Raw genomic sequence first — 24381 nt, 5'->3', positions numbered from 1 at the left:
CCGGGCAGACCCGGGCACCGGTCGAAACGGCGGCGTGAGACGGATCAAATGGTTGCCGCGCGGATGCGGGGTGTCAAGGGATCTCTCGGACCAGGGCGGGAATTCCTTCCGGGGAGAGCACGTTCTCGATGCCGGCGACCACCGCGCCGGCGAGCCCGGCGGAGCGGCCGAGGGTGCTGTTGGCCAGCGAGAGGTGCCGGGTCGCCAGCGGCAGCGCTCGGCGGTAGACGACGCTGCGGATCCCGGCGAGCAGGTCATCTCCGACCGAGGTGATCAGTCCACCTAGGACGATCCGCTTCGGGTTGTAGAAGTGCACCAGCATCGCCACCACCTCGCCGATGGTCGCCGCGGCGGCCCGGATCCTGCGGATGGCCAGCGCGTCGCCGTCGCGCAGCAGCTGGGCCAGATCCTCTATCGTCTCCGGCCCGCCGGACTCGGCGCGCAGCCCGCGCAGCACCGCGTCGGCTGAGGCCACCGCCTCCACGCAGCCGACGTTGCCGCACTGACAGATCACGTCGTCGGCGCCGGGCACCCGGATGTGCCCGATGTCGCCGGCCGCGCCGTCGGAACCCCGGTGCAGCTCACCGGTCGCCGAGACGATGCCGCCGCCGATCCCGGTGCCGATCTTGAGGAACAGCAGCGGCGACTCCGCGGCGGGCAGCGCGCGGGCCTCGCCCAGGGCCATCAGGTTCACGTCGTTGTCGACCGAGGCGGTGCAGTCGAAGCGGTCGGCCATCGTGTCGCCGACCGGGAAGCCGTCCCAGCCGGGCATGATCGGCGGTCGCACCGGCATGCCCATGCGCGGGTCCACCGGGCCGGGAAGTCCCATGACCAGCGCCTTGACCTCGTCGGCGGCGACGTCGGTGGTGCGCAGCAGGTCCCGCAGGTGCTCGGTGAGCACGTCGAGGGCCTTCTCCGGGCCGACCGAGAGGTCCAGCGCCACTTGCTTCTCGGCGAGCGGGTCTTGGCCGAGGTCGGCCACCGCCAGCCGGGTGCTGTGCGCGCCGACGTCGGCGGCCAGCACGACCCCGGCGCGCGGGGAGATCGCCAGCCGGTGGGCGGGACGTCCCCGGCCGCCTCCGTTGAGCGCGCCGCGTTCGGCGACCACCTCGGCCGCGATGAGCGCGTCCAGGTGGCTGTTGACGGTGGAGCGGGCCAGGCCGGTGTGCTTGACCAGTTCCGCGCGGCTTTCCGCCGTGCCGGAGGCGATCAGCCTGGTCAGCACGCTGAGCACCAGGTTCGCGTCAGCGCGCCCGGACGTCCTAGGCACCGTCAACCGGACCGGATCCCATCCCACGGTCGCCCCCTCCGGCGGAATTACCGCTTATTTATGACCGAAAAGAAAATAAATTGTAGCTATTGTCGGCATAAAAGTGGGGTCCTAGCGTGAGCGAAGACGAAAATCGGGCGTGAGACACCCGTCGTTGTCATCGGAACCGACCGAGGGAGGCAGGCGCGTGAGCCCTGGGAACACCAGGCGGGGCGCCGCGATCGTGGGCGCCGGGATGATCGGCGAGGTGCACCGGCGCTCCGCGCTGCTCGCCGGCGCCGAGATCGTCGGAGTGCTGGCGTCCACGCCGCAGCGTTCGCTGGAGAAGGCGGGGGAGTGGAACGTCTGCGCGTTCGCCTCGTTCGACGAGGTCCTCGCCGACGATCGGGTCGAGGTGGTGCACATCTGCACCCCCAACGCCACCCACGCGCCGTTCGCCGAAGCCGCGCTCGCCGCGGGCAAGCACGTGATCTGCGAGAAGCCGCTGGGGATTTCGCTGGAGCAGGCCGAGCGGATGGCCGCGGCCGCCGCCTCCAGCGGACTCGTCGCCACGGTGCCCTTCGTCTACCGCTACCACCCGCTGGTTCGCGAGATCCGGGCCCGGCGGCAGGCCGGTGAGTTCGGCGACTGGCACCTGCTGCACGGCAGCTACCTGCAGGACTGGATGCTCGACCCGGACGCCTCCGGCTGGCGTGTCGACCCCGAGCAGGGCGGGGTGTCGCGCGCCTTCGCCGACATCGGCTCGCACTGGTGCGACCTCGTGCAGTGGGTGTCGGGGGAGACCTTCACCGACGTCTTCGCCGAGTTCTCCATCGCCGTGCCCACCCGTCCGGCCGCCGGGGGAGCCAGCTTCAGCGGCCCCAGCGGCGACGCCGGCGAGCGGGTCGAGGTGCGCACCGAGGACACCGCGGCGCTGCTGCTGCGCACCGGCACCGGCGTGCTCGCCTCGGCCACCATCTCGCAGATCGCAGCGGGTCGGAAGAACCGGTTGTGGTTCGAGCTCGACGGTTCCGGCGGCAGCGCGGTGTTCGACCAGGAAAATCCCGAGCAGATCTGGCTCGGCGGTGCCGAGAGCAATCGCGTCCTGACGCGCGACATCGGCACAGGATCGGCCGAGCAGCGCAGGCTCTCGAAGCTGCCCGCCGGACACGCGCAGGGCTACGCCGACTGCTTCGACGCGTTCGTCGCCGACACCTACGCGGCGATCGACGGCGGAGACCCGGAAGGTCTCCCGACTTTCACCGACGGACTCCGCTCGGCCCGGCTGGTCGACGCGGTCGTGCGCGCATCCGGTAACGGTTCCTGGACGAAGGTGTGATGATGCGACTCGGAATGCTCACCGCTTGTCTCCCGCAGTGGACGCTGGAGCAGGTCGCCGGCTGGGCCAAGATCAACGGCTACGAGGCCCTGGAGGTCGCGGTCTGGCCGGGCACGGGCGGCCGCGACTTCGAAGCGGCCCACCTGCCGGTTGCCGCGTTCGGCTCCAAGGAGGTCGACGAGACCAAGGACCTCTTCCAGCGCTACGGCCTGGAGCTCTCGGCGTTCGCCTACTACGAGAACAACCTGCACCCCGACCCCGCGCGCCGCGAGGAGATCCGCACCCACCTCAAGCACTCCATCGACGCCGCCCAGGCGCTCGGCGTGCCCTACGTGGGGACCTTCATCGGCCGCGACTGGACCAAGTCGGTCGCCGACAACCTCGCCGAAGGGCAGCGGGTGCTGCCCGAACTCGTCGACTACGCCGGTGAGCGCGGCGTGAAGCTCATCGTCGAGAACTGCGTGATGGAGGGCTGGCACCCCGACGGCTACCCCGGCAACCTGGCCTACTCGCCGGAGCTGTGGGAGTGGATGTTCTCGTTGGGCTTCTACCTCAACTGGGATCCCTCGCACCTGACCTGGATCGGGATCGACCCGCTGGAGACCATCGCGCCCTACATCGACCGCATCGTGCACGCGCAGGCCAAGGACGTCGAGCTCGATCCCGCCGCGCGCAACCGCTACGGCTTCTTCGGCAAGGTCGACAAGGGCGGCAACCCCTGGGACATGGGCTGGTGGCGCTACCGGGTGCCCGGCCTCGGCCAGGTCGACTGGCCGAAGGTCGTCGACCGGCTCTACGAGCACGGGTTCACCGGCACCCTGTCCGTCGAGCACGAGGATCCCGTCTGGGGCGGTGACGACGAACGCATCACGCAGGGTCTGCGCATCGCGCAGCGCACCCTCCGGCCGTTGATCGTGGGTTGATTCCCTCCCTGAAGGGGTGAGGTCCTTGCCGACACTGTCCGTTCAGCTCTACAGCGTCCGCGACCAGCTGGCAGCCGACCAGCCCGCGACGCTGGCCCGCCTCGCCGAGAGCGGCTTCCGCTACGTCGAACCGTTCGGGCTGGGTTCCCCGGCCAAGAGCCAGGCCGAACGGCTGGCCGCCACCCGCAAGCTCCGGGCCGACCTCGACGCCGCCGGACTGGCGGTCTCGGCGACGCACGCGGCTCTGCCGAGCGTGGCGGAACTGGCCGAGGAGTGCGCCGAGCTCGGCACCGACACGGCGTTCATCCCGCACCCGCGTCAGATCCCGGGATTCGGCGAGGACACCTTCACCGACACCGCGGCCCTCGACGCCTTCGCCGACGCCCTCGGCCAGGCCGCCGCCGACGCCCCGGACGGTCTGCGGCTCGGATACCACAACCACTGGTTCGAGTGGGCCGAACTGCCCGGCGGTCCCGCCTACGACCGCCTGTGGCAGCGCACCCACCCGGAGGTCCTCGCCGAGCTGGACGTCTACTGGGCGATCGCGGCCGGAGCCGATCCCGTCCAGGTCCTCGGCGCGCTGGGCACCCGCGCGGTAGCTGTCCACCTCAAGGACGGCCCCGCCACCCGCGACACACCCCAGACCCCACTGGGCACCGGGGCCCTGGACGTCCCCGCCGTCCTCGAATCCGCCTCCGAAACCCCCTGGCACGTAGCGGAAATCGATACCACGGACCACGACCCCCACGCCCTCCTCGCCACCAACGCATCCCTCCTCCGCTCCCGCGGATCCACCTTCACCTGACCCCGCAGAAGGCCCCACCCCGCAGCCCACCTCACCTCACCCCCAACCCCGATTACCGCCGTAATCAGGTCCCCGAACACGGCCGTATTCCGGTACCCGATTACGGCGGTGTTCAGGGTGCGGATTACTGGGGTAATCGCGGTACGGACGGGACGGGTCGGGTGGGTCCACCGTCCGTCGGGTGGGCGGTTTTGGTCCCAATCGTCCATGATCGAAATCCGTTTTGTCCGGTCGGTTCGGACCACGACCGCCCCTTGGTACGCGCAGGTCCCGGAGACGTGAGATATCGAACCGGTGACGGAGCGGTGTGTGGGGTGGGGTGTCGGGCGGGGTGCGGTTGATGATGATCGGTATGTCTGAGAACGGGTCGAAGGACGCTGGAGCCGGGTCGGAGCGGGAGTCCGGGGCGGTGGAGCCGAGCGCGAACGGCGCGACGGCCGAGGACGTGACCGCCGAGGGTGCCAACGGCAAGGACGCCCGGGGAACCGACGCCGGCGGCAGCGGAGTCGTGGAGAAGGCGGGGGAGCCCGTCCAGCGATCCGGTGGCGGCAAGCACGAGCTCGCGCCGCAGAGCCGGACCGGCGTGCTGTGGACCGCGCTGGCCATCGCGGGCGTCGTGCTGGTCTTCCTGCTGATCTTCGTCGCGCAGAACTTCGCGCCGGTGACCGTGCACTTCCTGGGTCTGCAGTTCAGCCTGCCGATCGGCCTCGCCCTGCTGTTCGCCGCGATCGTCGGCGGTGTGCTGGTGTGGCTGGCGGGCACGGCGCGCATGATCCAGATGCGCCGCGCCGCCAAGAAGGCCCGCCAGCGGTCCTAGTTCGGTTCCCCCAGGGGAGCCGAGGTGAACGGGCCGCCGAGCAGTTCGTGCGAGGTGTTCGCGGCGACGCCGGAGGCGAAGACGACCTCCGCGTCGTCGCGGGACGTGTAACCGAGTTCGGCGGCCTCGGTCAGCGGAACCGCGCGTCGCGCGTTGTCCGAGACGCCCCAGATGACGCGGTAGCCCGGAGACGGGTGCGACAGGCACGCTTCCAGCAGCCGCGCGCAGTCGTCCGGCGAGAGCCACAGGCCCAGCCCGCGCTCGTCGCCCACCGTCTCGAAGCACGCGCCGATGCGGATGCAGATCACGTCGATGCCGAACCGCGAGTGGTAGAGGCTGCCCAGCGCCTCCAGCGCCTCCAGCGCGGCCTTGCTCACCCCGTAGTAGGTGTCCGGGCGCGGCGAAGAGTCCGCCGCCAGCGTCGCGGCCTCCGACGTGGAGCGGAACCCGGCGACGTGGTTGCTGGAGGCGAGGATCACCCGGCGGACGCCGCTTCGGCGCGCGGCGTCGAGCACGGTACGGGTGCCGTCGATGTTGACCGAAAGCGTTTCGGTCCAGCTGTTCTCGCGGCTGTGGCCGCCCAGGTGCACCACCGCGCCGACGTCGCCGCAGGCCCGCGCCATGGCCTCGGGGTCGGTGACGCTGGCTTCGACGATCTCGACCGCTTCGCCGACTGCCGCGGGGGTGGGTCGAACGATGTCCAGCAGTCGCAGCGTCCGGCCCTCGCGGCGCAGCCGAGGCCGCATCAAGGTGCCGATGCCTCCGGCGGCGCCGGTGATCAGGATGCGTTCCGACAAGGCGTTTTCCCTTCGCATCAAGGAATTCCGGATGCGTGTTGCCACGCCGAACGCTGGTTGACATGTGATCGACGCCATACTAGCGTCCGGCTCCGGAACTTTACGAAACAAGTTTTTCAGGGCTGCGCGGAGATTCCGTGTGGTCCGTACGGCTCAATTGGGAAGCGCTTTCCTCCCGTTGGGCGAGCAAGCACCACGCATCCGGCGCACGCGCCCGGGTCGACGACGATCCCGCAGCGAGCTCGAAAGCCGCGGAGTTCCAAGCCATCGGATGTGAAGGGGTGGGCCGGTGCACGCGCTGGACTGGGTCATGGTGATCGGGTACTTCGGCTTGATGGTCGGCATCGGCTGGTGGTCGCACCGAAGGGTCAAGACCGACAAGGACTTCTTCATCGCGGGCGGCCGGATGCCTTGGTGGCTGGCGGGGATCTCGCACCACATGTCCGGCTACAGCGCGGTGCTGTTCGTCGCCTACGCGGGAGTGGCCTACAGCCAGGGAGTCACGGTCTACTTCTGGGGATTCGCCTCCATTGGCATCGGCGTGGCGATCGGGGCCTGGTTGTTCGCCGCGCGCTGGAACCAGTTGCGCGCCAGGTTCGGCGTGGCCTCGCCGCTGGAATTCCTGGCCCGTCGCTTCAACATCCCCACCCAGCAGGCGCTGGCCTGGAGCGGCGCCTCGCTGAAGGTCTTCGACGTGGCCTCCAAGTGGTTCGCGGTGTCGATCCTGCTGGAGTCCTTCGCGGGAGTGCCGATCCTGGTGGGCATCCTGGTCACCGGCGGCGTCACGCTGCTGTACTGCACGGCTGGCGGGCTGTGGGCCGACGCGCTGACCGACTTCGGGCAGTTCGTGATCCAGGGCCTGGCCGGCATCGTGATGATCTGGGCGGTGCTGTCCTCGCTCGGCGGCATCTCGGGGCTGTGGACGATGTGGGACCGGCTGCCCGCCGGGCACCTCTCGCCGGTCACCGAGGACTACACGACCGTCTTCCTGCTGGTGTACGTGCTGGTGAAAACCCTGGAGTACAACGGGGGCATGTGGAACCTGGCGCAGCGCTACATGGCTTCGCCGGACAACCACGCCGCCCGCCGGGGCGCGCTGCTGTCCTCGGCGCTGTACCTGGTCTGGCCGCTGGTGCTGATGTTCCCGATGTTCGCCGCACCGCTGTTCGTGCCGGGGCTGGAGGACCCGACGACCTCGTACGCCGCGATGACCGAGAAGCTGCTGCCCGCGGGCATGGTGGGTCTGGTGCTGGCCGGGATGTTCTCGCACACCATGGCCATGGTCGCCTCCGACGCCAACGCCATCTCGGCGGTGATCACCCGGGACATGCTGCCGGTGCTGTGGCGCAAGGCCCGCGAGTTCGGCGAGGTGCAGCGGCTGCGCGCCGGTCGGATCGCGACGTTCGGCTTCATCGCGCTGAGCATGCTGGTGGCCACCCAGGCGGACAACCTCGGTGGGGTGCTGTCGATCGTGGTGTCGTGGGTGGCGGCGCTGATGGGACCGATCTCGGTGCCGCTGCTGCTGGGGATGCTGCCGTGGTTCCGCCGCTGCGGTTCGCGGGCGGCGCTGGTGTCGTGGGCGGGTGGTCTGATCACCTACGCGGTGCTCTACTACGGCGTGGACGCCGGTCAGACCGCGACCGTGGCGACACCGATCCTGGTCTCGCTGACCCTGTTCATCGGGCTCGGGGCCGTCGCCTCCGAACGGACCGAGGAGGTCGACGAGATGCTCGACGTGCTCGACCGCGCCGCGAAGGGCACCGCAGCGGCGGCCGCGCGGTGAGCGCGCACGTCACCGGGTACGCCTATCCCTGGGACGCGCGGCCAGGTTTCGCGGACCGGGTGGCGGCGTCCGGGGTGGACGAGGTCGCCGTCGCGGTCGCCTACCACAGCGCTCGCGCGGCGACGCCGTTCGACGAGACCCGCAGCGCGGTGGTGGCCCGCCACGCCGCGCTCTACCGCCCGGTGGGCACCGGCTGGGGCCGGCTGCGCCCGGCCGAACCCGACTGGGTGGGGCCCGACAGCGCCGGTGAGGCCGTCGCCGAGCTCCGCCGCAGCGGCGTCGACGTCGCCGCGTGGCTGGTGCTGACCCACAACTCCCTGCTGGGCGGGCGGTTCCCGGACGTCGCGGTGCGCAACTGCTTCGGCGAGGTCTACCCGTGGGCGCTGTGCCCGTCGCACGCCGAGGTGCGCGACTACGCCGTGCGGCTCACCCGCTCCGCGCTGGACGGTCTCGACGTGCGGTCGGTGGTCCTGGAGGCGTGCGGTCAGCTCGGAGCGGTGCACCAGCACCAGCACGAGAAGACCGACGCGGTCTGGTCGCCCGCGGCGGCCCGGCTGCTGTCGGTCTGCTGCTGCGCGGCGTGCGCGCGCGGCTGGACCGGCTCGGACGCCGAGCGGGTGCGGGAGGTGCTGCGCGCCGAGGTCCGCCGGCTCGTCGCCACCGCTGACCTGACCGCGGTGGACGACGAACTGCCCGCTGACCTGCGCGAAATCCTGCTCGCGGCCCGCGCTGCGGGCACCGACCTGCTGCGCGGTGCGGTGCTGGAGGCGATCGGCCCGGGTCGCCGGGTGCTGTTGCACGGCAGCGCCGACGCCTGGGCGACCGGCGCCCTGCCGGGATTGACGCCGCGCGCGGCAGACGAGGTCGACGGCGTCGTCGTGCCCTGCTGGAACCCGACGGGGCCGGAGGAGGTCACCGCGGCCAAGGCCGCCGGGATCGACGACGTCGGCGCTTACGTGACCGCGGTCGGACCGCAGGTCGGCGACCTGGCCGACCACGTCCGCCGGTTGCGCGCGGCCGGAGCGAGCGAGCTGCACCTGTACCACCTCGGGCTGGCGGGTCCGGCCCGCGCTCCGCTGCTGCGGCGAGCCGCCGACGAGGCCCATCGCGGTGGTTGAATCCGTCGGCTCGACTCGATTCCGGTGTGCTCGCGAGAATCGTCGGGGGAATTCCGCTCAGCGACGGGGCCGGACTCCATTCGAGTGATCTCGAAGGCTCCTTTATCGGGTGGGCCTCGGTCGTGTCCGGGGCTTTTCCCACGTTCTCGCCATGATCACGGTTCAGCGGGAAAAATCCCGGTGGAAGTGTCGTCCGTCCAGCTGTGGTGGGGAATACCCGCCAACCTCCACTATTGAGTGAAGATCATCCGATAAGGTGCCTGGCGTATCGAGGGCACGTGATGTCGGGCCGCCGGGAAGCGCCCTGGCGCGGGCGAAAGACCATCGATGGAAAGAACGTGGACGTGACGACCCAAGACGACTCCCTGTCCTCACCAGGCCCAGAAAGACGACGTCCGGGCGGTTCCTCGATCCGGTCGCGACTGACCTGGGCGGTGTTCGTCCCGTGGGTCGTCGTCGCGGTGCTCTGGTCGGTGGGGTGTTCGCTGTTCGCCTTCGACGCGTTCTTCTCCCGCCAGATCGCCTCCGGCGTGCAGTCGATGTCGTTGCCCGCGGTCAACGCGCTCGACCAGGTCCAGCGCGAGCGGCTGCGCAGCCTGGAGGTCATCAGCCAGCCCGGCACGGGGATCGACGAGCTCGTCGGCCAGCAGCGCGCCACCGACAGCGCCCTCGACGAGCTCGACGAGAAGGCCGCTCCGGTGCTGGAATCGGCGCCCGACGACGTCATCGCGCCGATGAACCAGCTCAACGACTACTTCAAGCGGCTGCCCGACGTGCGCGAGCGGATCAACAGCCGCCAGGCGACCGTCGAGGAGCTCAACGCCTTCTACGACGACATGTTCGCCACCGCGACCAAGCTCTTCGACATCCAGTCGCGCATCACGCCCGACGCCGAGGCTCGCCAGGGCTCGCTGGCCGCGGTCGCCCTGTTCCGCGCGTCCGACACGCTCTCCCGCGAGTCGTCGATGGTCGGCACGATCCTGGCCAGCGGCGAGCTCAGCCCGGCCGAGCACCGCGAGCTGACCGGCTACATCGTCAGCCACCACGCCATCGTGCAGGCCAACATGACCACGATGCTGCCGGAGGTGCGCCAGCGGTACGAGGCGATGATCGCCAACCCGGACTGGAAGCAGCTGGTGGCCGCCGAGGACCTGCTCGTCCAGCACGGCGCGTTCGGCCCGAACGAGCGGCCGCAGCTGCGCGTCGAGGACTGGCGCCGGATGACCAACGACATCGGCGCGGAGATGTCCAACCTGGTGCGCACCCAGAGCGAGCAGGTCGCCAACGGTGCGGTCAGCCGCGCGACCGGGACGCTGTGGACCGTGTTGATCGGCAGCCTGGTGGCGCTGGCGGTGTCGGTGGCCTCGTTCTTCTTCGCCCGCCGCGTCTACCGCACGGTCGTCGACGACGCGCTGCTGACGCGCTTGCAGGGACTGCGCACCGAATCGCTGGCGATGGCCGAGCGGCTGCCGGACGTGGTGCGCAGGCTCCGCGAAGGAGAGGCGGTCGAGGTCGACGCCGAGCTGGTGGCCCTGGGCCACTACGGCAGGGACGAGGTCGGTGAGGTCGCCCACGCGATCCAGCTGTTCCAGCAGGAGGCGGTGCAGGCCGCCGTCGGCGAGACGCGGGCCAGGCAGGGCGCCCGCGTGGTGTTCGTGGGCATGGCCCACCGCATCCAGCGGCTGCTGCGCGGCATGCACACCACGATCGACCAGCTGGAGCGCAACGAGGACAGCTCCCAACAGCTGGCCCGGCTGTTCGACCTGGACAACGCCACCACCCGCGCCCGCCGCACGGTGGAGAACCTGCTGGTCCTCGGCGACCAGCAGCCCGGTCGCCGGTGGAGCCGCCCGGTCGCGCTGATGGACGTGCTGCGCTCGTCGGTCTCCGAGATCGACCAGTACTCGCGCGTGGTCATCGGCCACGTGCCGGAGGTGATGCTGCACGGTTCCGCGGTGGGCGATGCGATCCACCTGATGTCCGAGCTCATCGACAACGCCACCGCGTTCTCCCCGCCGAACACCCAGGTGCACGTGGGGGCCAACGAGGCCGCGCGCGGCATCGCCATCGACATCGCCGACCAGGGCCTGGGCATGGATCCCGAGATCCGGCAGCGGGCCAACGAGATGATGCACGAGCCCCCGGAGTTCGACCGGCTCGTGCTGGAGAACAACAAGGCCGAGCAGCTGGGCCTGTTCACCGCTGCCCGGCTGGCCTCGCGCCGGGAGATCTCGGTGGAGTTCGGCGTGTCGGCCTACGGCGGAACCCGCGCCACGGTCCTGCTGCCCAACCGGATCCTAGAGGCGGGCGTCAGCGACGGCGACACCGTGCAGGTGCCGGTCAGCGCCTTGGACCGCCGTCGCGAGCTCGCCGGGAACCTGGAGCAACAGCCGGTCAACGGTGCGCAGCCCGAACGAACGTTGGTGCCGCAGCCCCGCGAACTGAGCTGGAATGGGACGATGACCGACCAGTCGACCGCCCCCGGCAGGGCCACCGAGACGCCCGACCACGAGTGGACGGCCGCGGGATCGCCCGCTTCCGAACCGGAAGCCGAGCGCGGCGAGGGGAGCGGCAAGGCGAATCGTCCCTCACTGCCCAAGCGGGTGCCGCAGACGCACCTGGCCGACGGGCTCAAGGACGACCCGGACGCGGAAGAGCAGTCGATGATCGCCTCGCCGAGCAGGCTGGCGGGGTTCCGCCGGGCGTTCCGGGGCGGTTTCGACGAATCCGACGGCGGCGACTCGTGATCAGACCAAACGACAAGCAAGCGCGTGTGAGGTGGGCATGACCGAGACGGCTTCGAAACTGAGTTGGCTGCTGGACGACTTCGTGCACGGCGTGCACGGAGCCGACCACGCCGTCGTGCTGTCCAACGACGGCCTGGTCATCGCCAAGTCCGCCGGGTTGGACCGCGACGCCGGCGACAAGCTCGCCGCGGCGGCGTCGAGCATGCGCAGCATCGGCAAGGGCGTGAGCAAGGACTTCGGACGGGGGCAGGTCGCGCAGACCCACGTCGAGATGGAGCACGGGTTCCTGTTCGTCTCGGCGGCCGGCAGCGGCGCGTGCCTGGCGGTGCTGTCGGCGGCCGACACCGACATCGAGCTGGTGGCCTACGAGATGGGCCGCCTGATCACCCGCGTCGGATCGTTCCTGTCGGCCGCGCCGCGAGAGCTGCACGGGTTGGCGGCGGAGAGGACCTGACAGTGGACGAGGCGTGGTACGACGATGAGGCCGGGCCCATGGTCCGGCCGTACACGATCACGCGCGGCCGGACCCCTGGGCAGCACAAGCACCGGCTCGACACCGCGACCCAGGTGGTCACCGTCGAGCCGAGACCGGAGACTCCGAGGCTGGAGCCCACGCCCGAGCACCGAGCGATCCTCGAGGCGTGCCAACGCCCGGTGTCGCTGGCGGAGCTCGCCGTCGCGCTGGGGCAGCCGATGGGAGTGGTCCGGGTCCTGTGCGGTGACCTGCTCGATCACGGTGCGGTCTTCGTGCGCACGCCTCGTACCGAAGTCAGCCGAGAAATCTTGGAACAGGTGTACCGTGGGCTTTGCAAACTCTGAGGTGACCGAGGCGAAAACCCGGTCAGAACGGGCTGTTCCGGTGCGGTCCGGCCGGGGCGACGGGGACGGTGGCGGAAATCCCGCCCCGATACCCGTGAAGCTCGTCGTGGCCGGTGGTTTCGGTGTCGGCAAGACGACGATGGTCGGCGCGGTGAGCGAGATCCCGCCGCTGACCACCGAAGAGGAGATGACGGTCGCCAGCGAGGGGATCGACGACCTCCGCGGGGTGGAGCGCAAGGAGACCACCACCGTCGCGCTGGACTTCGGCCGCATCACCATCTCCGACGAGATCGTGCTGTACCTGTTCGGCGCCCCCGGACAGAACCGGTTCTGGCCGTTGTGGAACGACCTCGCGCTCGGCGCGGTCGGCGCCGTGGTGCTGGTGGACACGCGCAAGCTGCAGGAGGCGTTCGCCTCGGTGGACTTCTTCGAGCGACGCGGCATCCCGTTCGTGGTGGCGGTCAACATCTTCGACGACGGCTACCAGTACGAACCCGAGGAAGTGCGCGACGCGCTGGTGATCCCGGCCGAGGTCCCGATCGTCATCTGCGATGCCCGTGAGCGCGATCTGTGCAAGACCGCGCTGGTCACGCTCGTGCGCCACGCGATCGACCGGACCCCGTCGGGACTGGCCTGACCGCCCGTCCCGGGTGCCCGATGCCGGGTACCCGGCATCGGGCGGGACTCAGCCCAGCGGCTCGGTCCGGCAGCGGAAGTGGCGCAGGATCGGCGGGTTCTCCGTGATCCGGTAGCCGGGCACCGACTCGGGGTTCTTGGCGATCTCGGCGAGGACCTCTCCCACGTACTCCAGGTGGCTGTGGTCGTAGACCCGTCGCGGCAGCGCCAGCCGGACCAGCTCGAACGGCGCGGGCGAGGACAGCTCGTCGTTCTCGTCGAGGGTTCCCAGGTACAGCGAACCCAGTTCGGCGCAGCGGATCCCGCCCTCCCGGTAGAGCGCGCAGGCCAGCGCGTGCCCCGGGAACTGCGCCGGCGACAGGTGCGGCAGCAGTCGCCCGGCGTTGAGGTAGACGCCGTGCAGGCCGGACGGGCGGATCGTGTTCACGCCCGCGTGGTGCGCGCGTTCGGCGAGGTAGGCCGCCTCGTGCTCGCGGTCGGCGAGGTACTCGGGGGTGACGACCTCGCGCAGGCCCTGCGCCAGCTGCTCCATCGTGGACCCGGTGAGCCCGCCGTAGGTGCGGAATCCCTCGGTGGCGATCACGTCGAGCTCGCACCGGTCGGCCAGCTCGGTGTCGTTGAGGCCGATGAAGGCGCCCTCGGGTGCCAGACCGTCCTTCTTCAGGCTGGCCACGGCGCCGTCGGCGAGTGCGAACGCCTCCCGCGCCACTTGCAGCGGAGTCCTGTCCTGGTACCCGGCTTCGCGGCGGATGACCAGCCAGGCGTTCTCGGCGAACCGCGCGGCGTCGAGGATCAGCGGCACCCCGCGCTCGCGCGCGAGCGCGCTGATCTCCTCGAGGTTGGCCATCGACACCGGCTGCCCGCCACCACCGTTGTTGGTGATGGTCACCAGGATCTGCCCGACCCGGTGCCCGTCGGGTCCGTCGAGGACCTCGCGAACGGCGTCGACGTCGATGTCGCCCTTGAACGGGTGGTCGCCGTCGAGGTCGAACAGCTGCTGGTTCGGCAGGTCCCTGGCTTCGGCGCCCAGCCGCTCGACGTTGGCGCGGGTGGTGTCGAAGTGCGTGTTGCTCAGGCTGATCCGGCCTTCGCCGAGCAGCGCGGTGAACAGGATGCGCTCGGCGGCGCGTCCCTGGTGCACCGGCAGCAGGTGCGGGTAGGGCGCCACTTCCCGCAACGCATCCCGGTAGCGGTAGTAGGACTCGGCGCCTGCGTAGCGCTCGTCGCCGCGCTGCGCCCACGCCTGCTGGTCGGTGGAGACCGCGCCGGTGCCGGAGTCGGACAGCAGGTCGATGCTCACCTTCTCGGCGGGCAGGTTGAACGGGTTGTGACCTGCGAGATCGAGCGCCTCGATGCGCTGCTCGCGGGTGGTGGTGGGGATCCGGCGCACGACGGCGGAGACGTAGGGGCGCAGGTGCGGCATGGGGTGTGCTCCTCGATGGTGTTGCGGTGAACTAGTTCTCGGGCGCGGTGCCGCCGTACGCCTCGGCGGAGGTGTAGATCGTGGTTCCGGTCCGGTCGGGGCTCAGCCGCAGCGAGACGTGCGCGAGCAACCCGGCTCGGGCCGCCAGGTCGCGGTCGGTGAGCGCGCCGATGACCTCGTCGAGCAGCGCCGGGTCGATCCTGTGCTCGCGCAGGTGCCGCCGGACGCGCTCGCGGGCCACCGAGTCGTCCGGCACGTAGTCGCGCAGCGGCAGGTAGATGCTGTAGTTGCTGGGCTTCTCGCGGTCGCCTTCGACGAAGGAGTAGCTCGACACCAGGGGGCGACCGGGGAAGCGCTCGGCACCGGGCACCAGGGTCCGGCAGAAGTCGCCGACCTGGTCGGGGTCGATGCCGGGAACCGCGGAGGCGGCCCGCTCTACGTCGTCGATGCACGCGTCGTGCTGGGAGACGTAGAGCTTGACCCGGGACTGCGGGCCGCTGTCGAGGTCCAGCGCGAAGAACGTCAGCCGGTCGACTTCGCGGCGCATCGCGTGGTCGACGACGGTGGGGTGGGCGCCGTCCAGCCCGAGCCGGTTGAACGCCTCCTGGACGAGCTTCGGGGCGTGGTCCGCGCCGTGCACCTCGGGGTTGAAGTAGACCTTGAACCGGGGGCGCCCGTCGGAGTCGAAGATGAAGGAGAACCACCAGGAGAACCTGCCCTGCGGTTCTTCCGGGCTGAACAGGTCCTCGATGGCGCGCAACCGGTCCAGCGCCAGGTCGTAGCGCTCGGCGAGGGCGGTGACCAGGTCCTGGGCGGCGCGCAGGTTGGCGGCGGGTCCGGGCGCGGAGGGCAGTGTTTCGACGAGGATCCGCAGGTGCCGTTCGCCGCCGTCGTCGACCTGGACGGAGAACTCGATCGGGGTCGCGTCGTCGGCGACGTCGGACGGCCACAGCGGCGGCTGGACCAGCGGGCGGTCGCGGGCCGCGCCCAGGACCTCGCCCAGCAATCGGAGCGGATCGGTCCGGTCCATTTCCACGACTCGGCAGAGGTTGTGCAGCTGCCTTCTCGTGAGATCGCCAAGGGTCGCGTCGGCAGTGCTCATTGCAGCCTCGATCAATCTGGCTTACGACTCCGGCTCCGTGTTCGCCGGAAAGTGACTGGCGGGCACAGAAGCGCCCGTGATCTTGACGTTCAAAGGTATCCGAGATCGGCTTCACAGCGGTGTGCCGTGGCGTGAAAGGGACTGCTGTGCAGTCGAACTGCGCAGATCATCCACTGTGACCGCCGCGCCGACCGATGATCAACAGTGCGTAACCGAAATACTGTTCAATTGGGAATGGGGCCACAGTGGACTGTGGAATTCAGCGTTGGGAACTCGGTGGATCAGCGGATACCGGTAAAAATTCAACCCCATGCCTGGTCAGCCGCCCGAGTTCGCATTGCCGCGCCGCGGGGGTGCAGGTGTGAACGAAGGGAAACCCCTCCGTGAGTATGATCTTGAAGCGGTCCGCGCGCGGCGGACGCGGCGAGACGCGGGAGCGCGTTCGCGTCGCGCCCGGCGTGGTGGACTTCTGGGGCGTCCAGGTCCGCCTGGCCGGTCAGTGATGGCGTACAACAGGCGTGATCGGGCCCGCATGGTCGGGTGACGGTCGCGGGTCCGGAGGTCGTCCTCCGGTACACTTCCGCGGCCGGGCGCAGAGTGAAGTTGGAGAGTCTCGATGGCACGTGACGCGGACCACGACGATTCCGGCGGGGTCTCCGCGATCCTGAACCGGATCGACCCGTTCGCGTGGGTACCGATCATCACGATGCTGGTACTCGCGCTGGTGACGGCGCTGGTCCTGGAAGTGCCGTTGCTCGGCCTGATGCTCCTGATCATGGCCTTGGTGATCTTCGGCTTCGACCTGTGGATCAACAGTCGCAAGCAGGCGGGCAAGGCCCCGATGCGCATGCCTCGTCGCAGGCGTCGGGATGACGACGACTTCGACTTGGACTTCGACCGCGACGACCGCAGGCCGTCGCGCGCGGAGGCCTCCCGTCCGGAGCGCGGTGCGCAGCCGCCCGCCGGTCGTCCCGGTGCGCGGCCGGGAGCCAACCAGGGTCGTCCGGCCGGGGCCGGTCAGGCCCGCCCGGCGGGGCAGCAGGGCCGTCCCGGCGGTCAGCCGCCAGGCGGCGGTCGTCCCGCCCCGAACCAGGGGCGCCCGCAGGGCAACCCGCCCAACCAGGGCGGCCGTCCGGCGCCGCCCGGTCAGGGTCGTCCCGGCGCCCCCAACCAGGGCCGTCCCGGCGGAAACCCGCCCGCGGGTCCGCCACCGGGCGCCGGTCGTCCCGGCGCCCAGCCCCCGGGACCGGGTCGCCCCGGTGCCCCGGGCGGTCGCCCTCCGCAGCGACCGGCCCCCGGAGGCAACCGCTACTGACGCACGAGATCGGCCCCGGCCAGTTCGCCTCGTTCTGGCCGGGGCCGGTTCGCGTCCGGAATCAGTGCGGCGCGGGCTCCAGGTCGCGCACGGCTCCGGGCGAGCTGTTCTCGCGCAGGCCCCGTCGGGCCAGTTCCGGGTGCACCCCCTCGCCGAACCAGTACGCCTCCTCCAGGTGCGGGTAGCCCGACAGCACGAACTCGTCGATGCCCACCGAGTGGTACTCCTCGATCAGGTCGGCGACCTCGGAGTGACTGCCCACCAGCGCGGTTCCGGCCCCGCCGCGCAGCAGCCCGACGCCTGCCCACAGTCCCGGGTGGACCTCCAGGTCGCGGGCGCTGGAAGGCAGGACGCCGCCGTGCAGCGCGGCCATCTTCTGCTGCCCGACGGCCTCGGTCTTGGCGATCTTGGCCTGTGAGGCCGCCACGTCGGCGGGGTCCATCTGCTCCAGGAACCGCTGCGCCGTGTCCCACGCGTCGGCGCTGGTGTTGCGGGTGATGACGTGCGCGCGCAGGCCGAACCGCAGTGCGCGGCCCTCCTCGGCGGCCAGCTCCCGCAGCCGCTGCACCTTGCGTCCCACCGCCGCCGGCGGTTCTCCCCAGGTCAGGTGCACGTCGGCCCGCCGTGCGGCCACCGGCAGCGCGGCGTCCGACGATCCGCCGAAGTACAGCGGCGGAACCGGTGCTGGGGGTTCGAAGGAGGTCGCGCCGCGCACGCTGTAGTGCTCACCGGCGAAGTCGAACGGCTCACCTCCGAAGATGCCGCGCATGATCGCCAGGAACTCGTCGGTGCGGGTGTAGCGCTCGTCGTGGTCGAGCCAGTCGCCGTAGCGCTGCTGCTCGGTCGACTCACCGCCGGTCACGATGTTGAGCAGCAGTCGCCCGTCGGAGACCTTCTGGTAGGTGCAGGCCAGCTGCGCGGCCAGCGTCGGCGACAGCGAACCCGGCCGGAACGCGACCAGGAACTTGATCCGCTTGGTGCGTGCCAGCAGTGCCGCGGTCGTGATCCAGGCGTCCTGGCACCAGCTGCCGGTGGGAGTGAGCATGCCGGTGAAGCCGAGGTGCTCCACGGCCTGGGCGACCTGGGCGAGGTAGTCGATGTCGGGTCGGCGCGGTGTGTCGGCCCCGGTCGGCGTGGTGTGCGGGCGGTCCACGACGGACCGGCCGTCACCGTGGGTGGGCAGGAACCAGTGCGTGGTGATGGGCATGGGGGAGTTCCTCTTAGACGGTCGCGAGCTGGGTCGCGAAGCGGTTGTCGACGTAGTCGGCGAAGGCGAACCCGCGCGGGATCTCCTTGGCCGCCACGAAGGCATCGGCGAGCTCCTGCTGCGAGCGGACGACCCGGTCGTCGAGCGGGACCGGCAGGTCCGGTCCCAGCTCGGTGGCCTTGCGGGTGACCTCGATGGGCAGTCCGGTGTCCTCCGACCACGCCTGGGCGCGCTTCTCGCGGTTGGTGTCGGCGAAGCGGTGCGCCCGCGACAGCCGGGTGAGGTAGTCGGCGATCGCCGAGTTGCGCCGGGCGTCGGCCAGGGCGGCGGTGCCGGCGACCTGGAAGCTGTAGCCGTTGGCGCCGCCACCGCGCCCGTCGGCGATGACCCGCGCGCCGGATTCGAGCTGGACCTGCGCGAAGTACGGGTCCCAGATCGCCCACGCGTCCACCGAACCCTGCTTGAAGGCCCCGAGCGCGTCGGCGGGCTGCAGGAAGACGAGCTGGACGTCGTCGGGCGTGAGGCCGACGGCCGCCAGCGTCTGCAGGATCTGGCCGTGCGCGGAGCTGCCCTTGGAGACCGCGATCTTGCGCCCGCGCAGCTGGTCGCGGGACTGGAGCGGGGAGTTCGGCAGGACGACGAGCGCGTCGCTGGCGACGTTGCCCTGGGAGGCGGCGACGATCTTGATGTCGGCCTTGGCCGCGGCGGCGAACAGCGGGGGAGTGTTGCCGGTGCCGCCGATGTCGATGGCGTCCGCCGACAGCGCTTCCAGCAGCGGCGGGCCGGAGGTGAAGGTCGCCCACTCGACCTGGTACGGGAAGTCGGCCAGCCCGGCGGAGCGCAGCAGCGACTGGGACGCACCCTTCTGGTCGCCGACGCGGAGGGTCACCCCGGCCAGCTGGTCGGGCGGGATCGGCGGCGGCACGGGCGCGGACGCGGCATCACCGCCCCGGCCGCCGGAGCAGGCGGCGAGCAGCCCGGCGGCCGAACCGGCTGCGGCCAGGGAAAGGAAATCACGACGGCGCAAGGTGTTTCACTCCATCTGCGAGGCACGACGAATCCACCCGATGACGCGAGGTCAGCGGGCGCGCGCGAGGGGGACGGGCGGTCCTGGTCGGAGCCGACCGGGTGTCAAGCGTGGGGCGGGGTTTTCACGAGAACCGCCCGAGAGTCCTTGAGGGCTCTACGAAGCCGGACAGATGGAGCTGGCCTGCCGTCGCAGATCGACGTGCAGGCGCCAGGAGAAGGCGTTCCGGATGAACACGCAACGGATGCTCGCAGCACCCCGCGTGGAGGTCAACGCTCGAGAAGGCGGTCCCACATGGCGGAATGCCGTGCCACGCGGAGCAGGTGCCGAGACGCCGACGACCCCGATCTCGGTGGAAGTCCGGGTCGGGGACTCCGCCGAGATCGGGGTCGTCAGGTGCGTCGGCCGAGGTCAGACCAACGCGGGGGTCTTGCGCTGGCCCAGCTCGGGCGTCGGGACCCGGTGGGTCTCGCGAGCGGAGGCCACCGCGATGATGTTCAGCGCGCACAGGCCCGCGGTGAACAGCGCGACGTAGACCCAGCCTTCACGTCCACCGCCGATGGCCTCGGCGATGCTGGGGGAGAACCCGGCCAGCGCGAAACCGATCTGGGTGCCCACCGCCATGCCCGACAGCCGCACCTTCGCCGGGAACATCTCGCCGTAGAAGGCGGGCCAGATGCCGTTGGTGGCGCTGTAGACGACGCCGAACAGCAGGATGCCGAAGGTGAAGATCAGCGCCCAGCTGCCGACCGACAGCGACCACAGGTAACCGAACATCAGCACCGCGCACCCGGCCGAGCCGCCGATGAACACCGGCTTGCGGCCGACCCGGTCGGCGAGTCCGGCGAACAGCGGGATCGCCGCCAGCGCAACGATGTTGGCGAGCACGCCCACCCACAGGATCGGCGTCTTGGCCAGGCCCACGGTGTTCACCGCGTAGCTGAGCGCGTAGACGGTGAAGATGGTGCTCACCGCGGCGATCACCGAGGCGACGACCACCCGCAGCACGTCGGCCCAGTGGTCGCGGAACAGCGGCAGCAGCGGGGTCTTCTCGCGCTTGGCGTCGGCGACCTCCTCGACGAAGACCGGTGTCTCGTCGAGCTTGCTGCGGATCACCAGTCCGACGATCACGACCACCGCGCTGAGCCAGAACGGAACTCGCCAGCCCCAGCTGACCAGGTGTTCCTCCGGCAGCGCGGCGACCGGCAGGAACACCGCCGTGGCGAGGATCTGCCCGGCCTGCGTGCCGCTGAGCGTGAAGCTCGTGTAGTAGGCGCGCCGGTGCGCCGGAGCGTGCTCCAGCGACATCGAGTTCGCGCCGGCCTGCTCGCCCGCTGCCGAGAAGCCTTGCAGCAGGCGCAGGGCGACCAGCAGTGCGGGTGCGGCCAGGCCGATCTGGTCGTAGGTGGGCAGGCATCCGACCAGGACCGTGGAGATCCCCATCAGCAGGACGGTGAACACCAGCACCCGCTTGCGGCCGAAGGCATCGCCGATGTGGCCGAGGATGAACGCCCCGATCGGCCGTGCCAGGTAGCCCACGCCGAAGGACGCCAGCGCCAGCAGGGTGCCGGTCGCGGGGTCCGAGGTGGGGAAGAAGATCTTGTTGAACACCAGCGCTGCGGCGGTGCCGTAGATGAAGAAGTCGTAGTACTCGAGCGCACTTCCGATCCACGCGGCGATCGCGGCTTTGCGCGGTTTGCCCTGGGTGGCTCTTGGGCCGTCGGTCACTGTTTGCTCCAGGAAGTCCGTGCACCGTTGCGCGGTGACTTATGAACCATCTAGTTAGTTCTCAAGACTGTGAAGCGCCCGCGAACGTGTGTCAAGACCGCGTTTCAGTCCTGTGACAGGAAGCCGAGCACCATGTCGCCGAGCATCCGCCGGTAGTGCTCCCGTCGCTTCGGGTCGAGCAGGTCCCGCTCGAAGATCGCCTGGAACGTGTAGCGGTTGGCGGTGCGGAACACGCAGAACGAGCTGATCATCATGTGCACGTCGAGCGCGTCGACGTCCTCGCGGAACCGCCCGGCCTCGCGCCCGCGTCGCAGCACGCCGTCGAGCACCTCTACCGCCGGTCCGGCCAGTCCGGGCAGCAGCTCCGACTTGGTCAGGTGCTCGGCGCGGTGGATGTTCTCGATGCTGACCAGCCGCAGGAAGTCCGGGTGCGACTCGTGGTGGTCGAAGGTCAGCTCGGCCAGCCGGCGGATGGCCTCGGCGGGTTCGAGCGCGTCCACGTCGACCTGGCTCTCCAGGCCGCGGATGACCGCGTAGGCGTTCTCCAGCGCGGCCAGGTAGAGCTGCTCCTTGCCGGTGAAGTAGTAGTAGATCATCCGCTTGGTGGTGCTGGTCCGCGCGGCGATCTCGTCCACCCGGGCGCCGGCGTAGCCCTTGTCGGCGAACTCCTCGGTGGCCACCCGCAGGATCTCGGCGCGAGTCCGATCGGCGTCGCGCTGCTTGATCGCTCCGGTGTCGGACGTCGGTGCGGCCACGATGCTCCCCTGCGGTTGTTGCACTTCAGCGCCACTCTAGTGCACGCGGTCTTCCGGGGGAGCGCCTCGTGTGCCTACAATTAACTAGCTAGTTCGTTACTTAATGGGGAGTGCGGAGTGCACGACGGCTACCTGGTGGGGCTCATCGGATCGGGCATCGGCCCGTCGCTGAGCCCGGCGTTGCACGAGCGGGAGGCCGCCGAACTCGGCCTGGACTACCACTACCGGCGGTGGGACCTCGGCGATCTCGGCGAACCGCCGGGCGCCGTCGGCGAGCTGCTGGCCCGCGCCCGCGCGGAGGGCTACCGGGGGCTGAACATCACCCACCCCTGCAAGCAGCTCGTCCTCGATCACCTCGACGAGGTGGACGAGGATGCCACAGCGCTGGGCGCGGTCAACACCGTCGTCTTCGACGGCGCGCGCGCCGTCGGCCACAACACCGACCACTCCGGATTCGCCCGCAGCCTCCAGCGCGGACTGCCCGACGCCGAGCTGGACAGGGTCCTGCTGCTCGGCGCCGGAGGTGCCGGGGCCGCGGTCGCGCACGCGCTGCTGGGCCTGGGAGCGGGGGAGGTCCGGATCGTCGACCTCGACGCCGACCGCGCTGCCGCGCTGGCCGCCTCGCTGCCCGAACGCGCGGTCGTCGGCGGACGGCTCGACGATGAACTGGACAAGGCCGACGGTCTGGTGCACGCCACGCCCACCGGCATGGCCGCCCACCCGGGACTGCCGGTGCCCGCAGCGCTGCTGCGGCCGGAGATGTGGGTCGCCGACGTCGTCTACCGGCCGCTGGCCACCGAACTCGTCGTGACCGCGCGCCGACGCGGCTGCCGGGTCCTCGACGGCGGCGGCATGGCGGTGTTCCAGGCGGTGGACGCGTTCCGGCTGTTCACCGGCTTGGAACCCAACGCCGAACGGATGCTGCGGCACTTCGCCGAACTGGAGGGAGCGCATGTCTGAGCCACGACGATCCATCGCCACGGTCTGCCTGTCGGGCACCCTGGAGGACAAGCTCGCCGCAGCCGCTGCGGCAGGTTTCGACGGTGTGGAGATCTTCGAGAACGACCTGATCGCCTCGGCCGCGTCACCCGCCGAGATCGGCGCCCGGTGCCGGGACCTGGGCCTTTCGGTCGACCTCTACCAGCCGTTCCGCGACTTCGAAGCCGTCCCGCCCGCGCGGCTGCGCGACAACCTGCGCCGCGCCGAGCGCAAGTTCGACGTCATGGAGCAGCTGGGCTCCGACCTGGTCCTGGTCTGCTCGACGGTGTCCCCGGACGCCGTCGACGACGACGAGCTGGCCGCCGAACAGCTGCGGGCGCTGGCCGAACGCGCCGACGCGCGCGGGATGCGGGTGGCCTACGAGGCGCTGGCCTGGGGGCGTTTCGTCAACACCTACGAGCACTCCTGGCGGATCGTGCGCCGCGCGGACCACCCGGCGCTGGGGCTGTGCCTGGACTCCTTCCACGTGCTCTCCCGCGACGGCGACCCGTCGCTGATCCGCACCATCCCCGGCGAGAAGCTGTTCTTCCTGCAGCTGGCCGACGCGCCGAAGCTGGACATGGATGTGCTGCAGTGGAGCCGGCACCACCGGCTGTTCCCGGGCCAGGGCTCGTTCGACCTGAAGACCTTCGCGGGCAACGTCCTGGAAGCCGGCTACACCGGGCCGCTGTCGCTGGAGGTGTTCAACGACGTCTTCCGGCAGGCCGATCCGAAACCCGCTGCCGTGGACGCGATGCGCTCGCTTCGGCTGCTGGAGGAGCAGCTCGGGATCCCGGTCGCCGAACCCGCACCCGAGCTGGACGGATACGCCTTCACCGAACTCGTCGCCGACCCCGCCACCGCCGCAAGGCTGGCCGACGGGCTCGCCGCGTTGGGCTTCACCGAGACCGGGGAGCACCGCAGCAAACCCGTGCGGCGTTGGGAGCAGGGCGGCGCGCGGGTGCTGATCAACGCCACCGCGTCCACCTCGGACACCGCGGAGATCGGTGCGCTGGCGGTGGAGAGCTCGGACCCGCTGCGCTCGGCGCGGCGGGCCGAGGCGATGAGCTCGCCGATCCTGCCGCGCGAGCGCGGACCGCAGGAAGCCGGACTGGCCTCGGTCGCCGCTCCCGACGGCACCGGCGTGTTCTTCTGCGACACCGACGCGCCCGACGGCTGGCTCTCCGACTTCCGCGACACCGCGACGCCGGGGCGGGGGCTGGACATCACCGGCATCGACCACGTGTCGCTGACCCAGCCGTTCGACCACTTCGACGAGGCCGCGCTGTTCTGCCGTTCGGTGCTCGGCCTGGAACCGGAGGCGATCACCGAGTACGCCGCGCCGTTCGGCATGGTCCGCAACCGCGGGATGGTCGATGCCACCTGCTCGGTGCGCATCGCGCTCAACGGCACGCTGGTCCGCCGCGGCGAGTGGGCCCCGGCCGTCCGCGACCCGCAGCACATCGCCTTCACCTGCACCGACGTGATCGCGGCGGCCGAGCACCTGCGCGAGGCCGGTGCGCCGGTGCTGCCGATCCCGGACAACTACTACGACGACCTCGACGCCCGCTTCGACCTCCGCCCGGAACTGCTGGAGACCCTGCGGCGCTGCTCGGTGCTCTACGACCGCGACGCGGGCGGCGAGTTCCTGCACCTGTTCACCGAGCTGTTCGGCTCCCGGGTGTTCCTCGAACTCGTCCAACGCATCGACGACTACGCGGGGTACGGGGTCGTCAACGCTCCGGTGCGCATGGCCGCGCATCGGAGGCAGCGGATGACTGCATCTGGACGATGATCTACCGCTGTTCCTGGC

The 24381-nt window shown here is 70.5% G+C and carries 21 protein-coding genes; 13 read left to right on the top strand and 8 right to left on the bottom strand.

What is annotated here, in order from left to right; all coding sequences use genetic code 11:
- Positions 1-73: 73 nt before the first annotated feature.
- Positions 74-1270 (bottom strand): ROK family protein, encoded by a 1197-nt coding sequence (locus AB0J78_RS27260; RefSeq protein WP_363793823.1) that lies wholly within the window; start codon positions 1268-1270, stop codon positions 74-76.
- Between the two features lie 187 nt (positions 1271-1457).
- On the opposite strand from AB0J78_RS27260, the gene AB0J78_RS27255 reads away from it, so the two are divergent.
- From AB0J78_RS27255 to AB0J78_RS27240, 4 genes are all read left to right on the top strand, one after another.
- Positions 1458-2588, top strand: a complete 1131-nt coding sequence (locus AB0J78_RS27255) for a Gfo/Idh/MocA family oxidoreductase (protein WP_363793821.1) — start codon at positions 1458-1460, stop codon at positions 2586-2588.
- A 2-nt stretch (positions 2589-2590) separates the two neighbouring features.
- A complete protein-coding gene (locus AB0J78_RS27250; protein WP_363793819.1) occupies positions 2591-3511 on the top strand; it encodes a sugar phosphate isomerase/epimerase in 921 nt (306 codons plus the stop codon).
- 25 nt (positions 3512-3536) lie between these two features.
- Positions 3537-4316 carry a sugar phosphate isomerase/epimerase gene (locus AB0J78_RS27245; protein ID WP_363793817.1) on the top strand — a complete coding sequence of 260 codons (780 nt, stop codon included), beginning with the start codon at positions 3537-3539 and terminating at the stop codon, positions 4314-4316.
- Positions 4317-4668: 352 nt separating this feature from the next.
- A complete protein-coding gene (locus tag AB0J78_RS27240) occupies positions 4669-5133 on the top strand; it encodes a lipopolysaccharide assembly protein LapA domain-containing protein (RefSeq protein ID WP_363793815.1) in 465 nt (154 codons plus the stop codon).
- Here the strand turns inward: AB0J78_RS27240 and AB0J78_RS27235 are convergent.
- On the bottom strand, positions 5130-5930 hold the full coding sequence (locus tag AB0J78_RS27235) for an NAD(P)-dependent oxidoreductase (protein WP_363793813.1): 801 nt from the start codon (positions 5928-5930) through the stop codon (positions 5130-5132). The genes AB0J78_RS27240 and AB0J78_RS27235 overlap by 4 nt on opposite strands.
- A 289-nt stretch (positions 5931-6219) precedes the next feature.
- On the opposite strand from AB0J78_RS27235, the gene AB0J78_RS27230 reads away from it, so the two are divergent.
- The 6 genes from AB0J78_RS27230 (at position 6220) to AB0J78_RS27205 (ending at position 13034) form a co-directional block, all read left to right on the top strand.
- The gene (locus AB0J78_RS27230; protein WP_363793811.1) at positions 6220-7713 is read left to right on the top strand and encodes a sodium:solute symporter family protein; all 1494 of its coding nucleotides are present in this window, start codon (positions 6220-6222) and stop codon (positions 7711-7713) included.
- Complete coding sequence (locus tag AB0J78_RS27225) at positions 7710-8831, top strand: hypothetical protein (RefSeq protein ID WP_363793810.1); 1122 nt, start codon at positions 7710-7712, stop codon at positions 8829-8831. The genes AB0J78_RS27230 and AB0J78_RS27225 overlap by 4 nt, the downstream gene beginning before the upstream one ends.
- Positions 8832-9175: 344 nt before the next feature.
- Positions 9176-11578 carry a nitrate- and nitrite sensing domain-containing protein gene (locus AB0J78_RS27220; protein ID WP_363793808.1) on the top strand — a complete coding sequence of 801 codons (2403 nt, stop codon included), beginning with the start codon at positions 9176-9178 and terminating at the stop codon, positions 11576-11578.
- A gap of 37 nt (positions 11579-11615) precedes the next feature.
- The gene (locus AB0J78_RS27215; protein WP_132676231.1) at positions 11616-12032 is read left to right on the top strand and encodes a roadblock/LC7 domain-containing protein; all 417 of its coding nucleotides are present in this window, start codon (positions 11616-11618) and stop codon (positions 12030-12032) included.
- A 2-nt stretch (positions 12033-12034) separates the two neighbouring features.
- Positions 12035-12397 carry a DUF742 domain-containing protein gene (locus AB0J78_RS27210; RefSeq protein ID WP_363793806.1) on the top strand — a complete coding sequence of 121 codons (363 nt, stop codon included), beginning with the start codon at positions 12035-12037 and terminating at the stop codon, positions 12395-12397.
- A gap of 94 nt (positions 12398-12491) precedes the next feature.
- Entirely contained in the window at positions 12492-13034 is a 543-nt protein-coding gene (locus tag AB0J78_RS27205) for an ATP/GTP-binding protein (RefSeq protein WP_363793804.1), read from the top strand.
- Between the two features lie 48 nt (positions 13035-13082).
- Here AB0J78_RS27205 and AB0J78_RS27200 read toward each other — a convergent pair whose 3' ends face one another.
- Complete coding sequence (locus AB0J78_RS27200) at positions 13083-14456, bottom strand: tryptophanase (RefSeq protein ID WP_363793802.1); 1374 nt, start codon at positions 14454-14456, stop codon at positions 13083-13085.
- A 31-nt stretch (positions 14457-14487) separates the two neighbouring features.
- Positions 14488-15558 (bottom strand): tryptophan dimethylallyltransferase family protein, encoded by a 1071-nt coding sequence (locus AB0J78_RS27195; RefSeq protein ID WP_363793800.1) that lies wholly within the window; start codon positions 15556-15558, stop codon positions 14488-14490.
- 616 nt (positions 15559-16174) lie between these two features.
- Between AB0J78_RS27195 and AB0J78_RS27190 the strand changes: the two genes are divergently transcribed.
- Positions 16175-16873, top strand: coding sequence for a hypothetical protein (locus AB0J78_RS27190; protein WP_363793798.1), 699 nt, complete (start codon positions 16175-16177; stop codon positions 16871-16873).
- A 61-nt stretch (positions 16874-16934) separates the two neighbouring features.
- Here AB0J78_RS27190 and AB0J78_RS27185 read toward each other — a convergent pair whose 3' ends face one another.
- The 4 genes from AB0J78_RS27185 to AB0J78_RS27170 all read right to left on the bottom strand — a co-directional run bounded on the left by AB0J78_RS27185 (position 16935) and on the right by AB0J78_RS27170 (position 21590).
- Positions 16935-18080: an LLM class flavin-dependent oxidoreductase gene (locus AB0J78_RS27185; RefSeq protein WP_363793796.1), complete on the bottom strand. Its 1146-nt coding sequence runs from the start codon at positions 18078-18080 to the stop codon at positions 16935-16937.
- A gap of 13 nt (positions 18081-18093) precedes the next feature.
- Entirely contained in the window at positions 18094-19107 is a 1014-nt protein-coding gene (locus AB0J78_RS27180) for an ABC transporter substrate-binding protein (RefSeq protein ID WP_363793794.1), read from the bottom strand.
- Positions 19108-19518: 411 nt separating this feature from the next.
- Positions 19519-20835 carry an MFS transporter gene (locus AB0J78_RS27175; RefSeq protein WP_363793792.1) on the bottom strand — a complete coding sequence of 439 codons (1317 nt, stop codon included), beginning with the start codon at positions 20833-20835 and terminating at the stop codon, positions 19519-19521.
- Positions 20836-20939: 104 nt separating this feature from the next.
- Complete coding sequence (locus AB0J78_RS27170; protein ID WP_363793790.1) at positions 20940-21590, bottom strand: TetR/AcrR family transcriptional regulator; 651 nt, start codon at positions 21588-21590, stop codon at positions 20940-20942.
- A gap of 117 nt (positions 21591-21707) precedes the next feature.
- On the opposite strand from AB0J78_RS27170, the gene AB0J78_RS27165 reads away from it, so the two are divergent.
- Together AB0J78_RS27165 and AB0J78_RS27160 are read left to right on the top strand one after the other, a co-directional pair.
- Positions 21708-22550 carry a shikimate dehydrogenase gene (locus tag AB0J78_RS27165; RefSeq protein ID WP_363793788.1) on the top strand — a complete coding sequence of 281 codons (843 nt, stop codon included), beginning with the start codon at positions 21708-21710 and terminating at the stop codon, positions 22548-22550.
- The gene (locus tag AB0J78_RS27160; RefSeq protein WP_363793786.1) at positions 22543-24363 is read left to right on the top strand and encodes a TIM barrel protein; all 1821 of its coding nucleotides are present in this window, start codon (positions 22543-22545) and stop codon (positions 24361-24363) included. The genes AB0J78_RS27165 and AB0J78_RS27160 overlap by 8 nt, the downstream gene beginning before the upstream one ends.
- Positions 24364-24381 lie beyond the last annotated feature (18 nt).

The organism is Saccharopolyspora sp. NPDC049426, assembly GCF_040676935.1.
Classification (GTDB): domain Bacteria; phylum Actinomycetota; class Actinomycetes; order Mycobacteriales; family Pseudonocardiaceae; genus Saccharopolyspora.
Note: the sequence above shows the minus strand (reverse complement) of the source record. Positions and strands in the feature narration are given on the sequence as shown.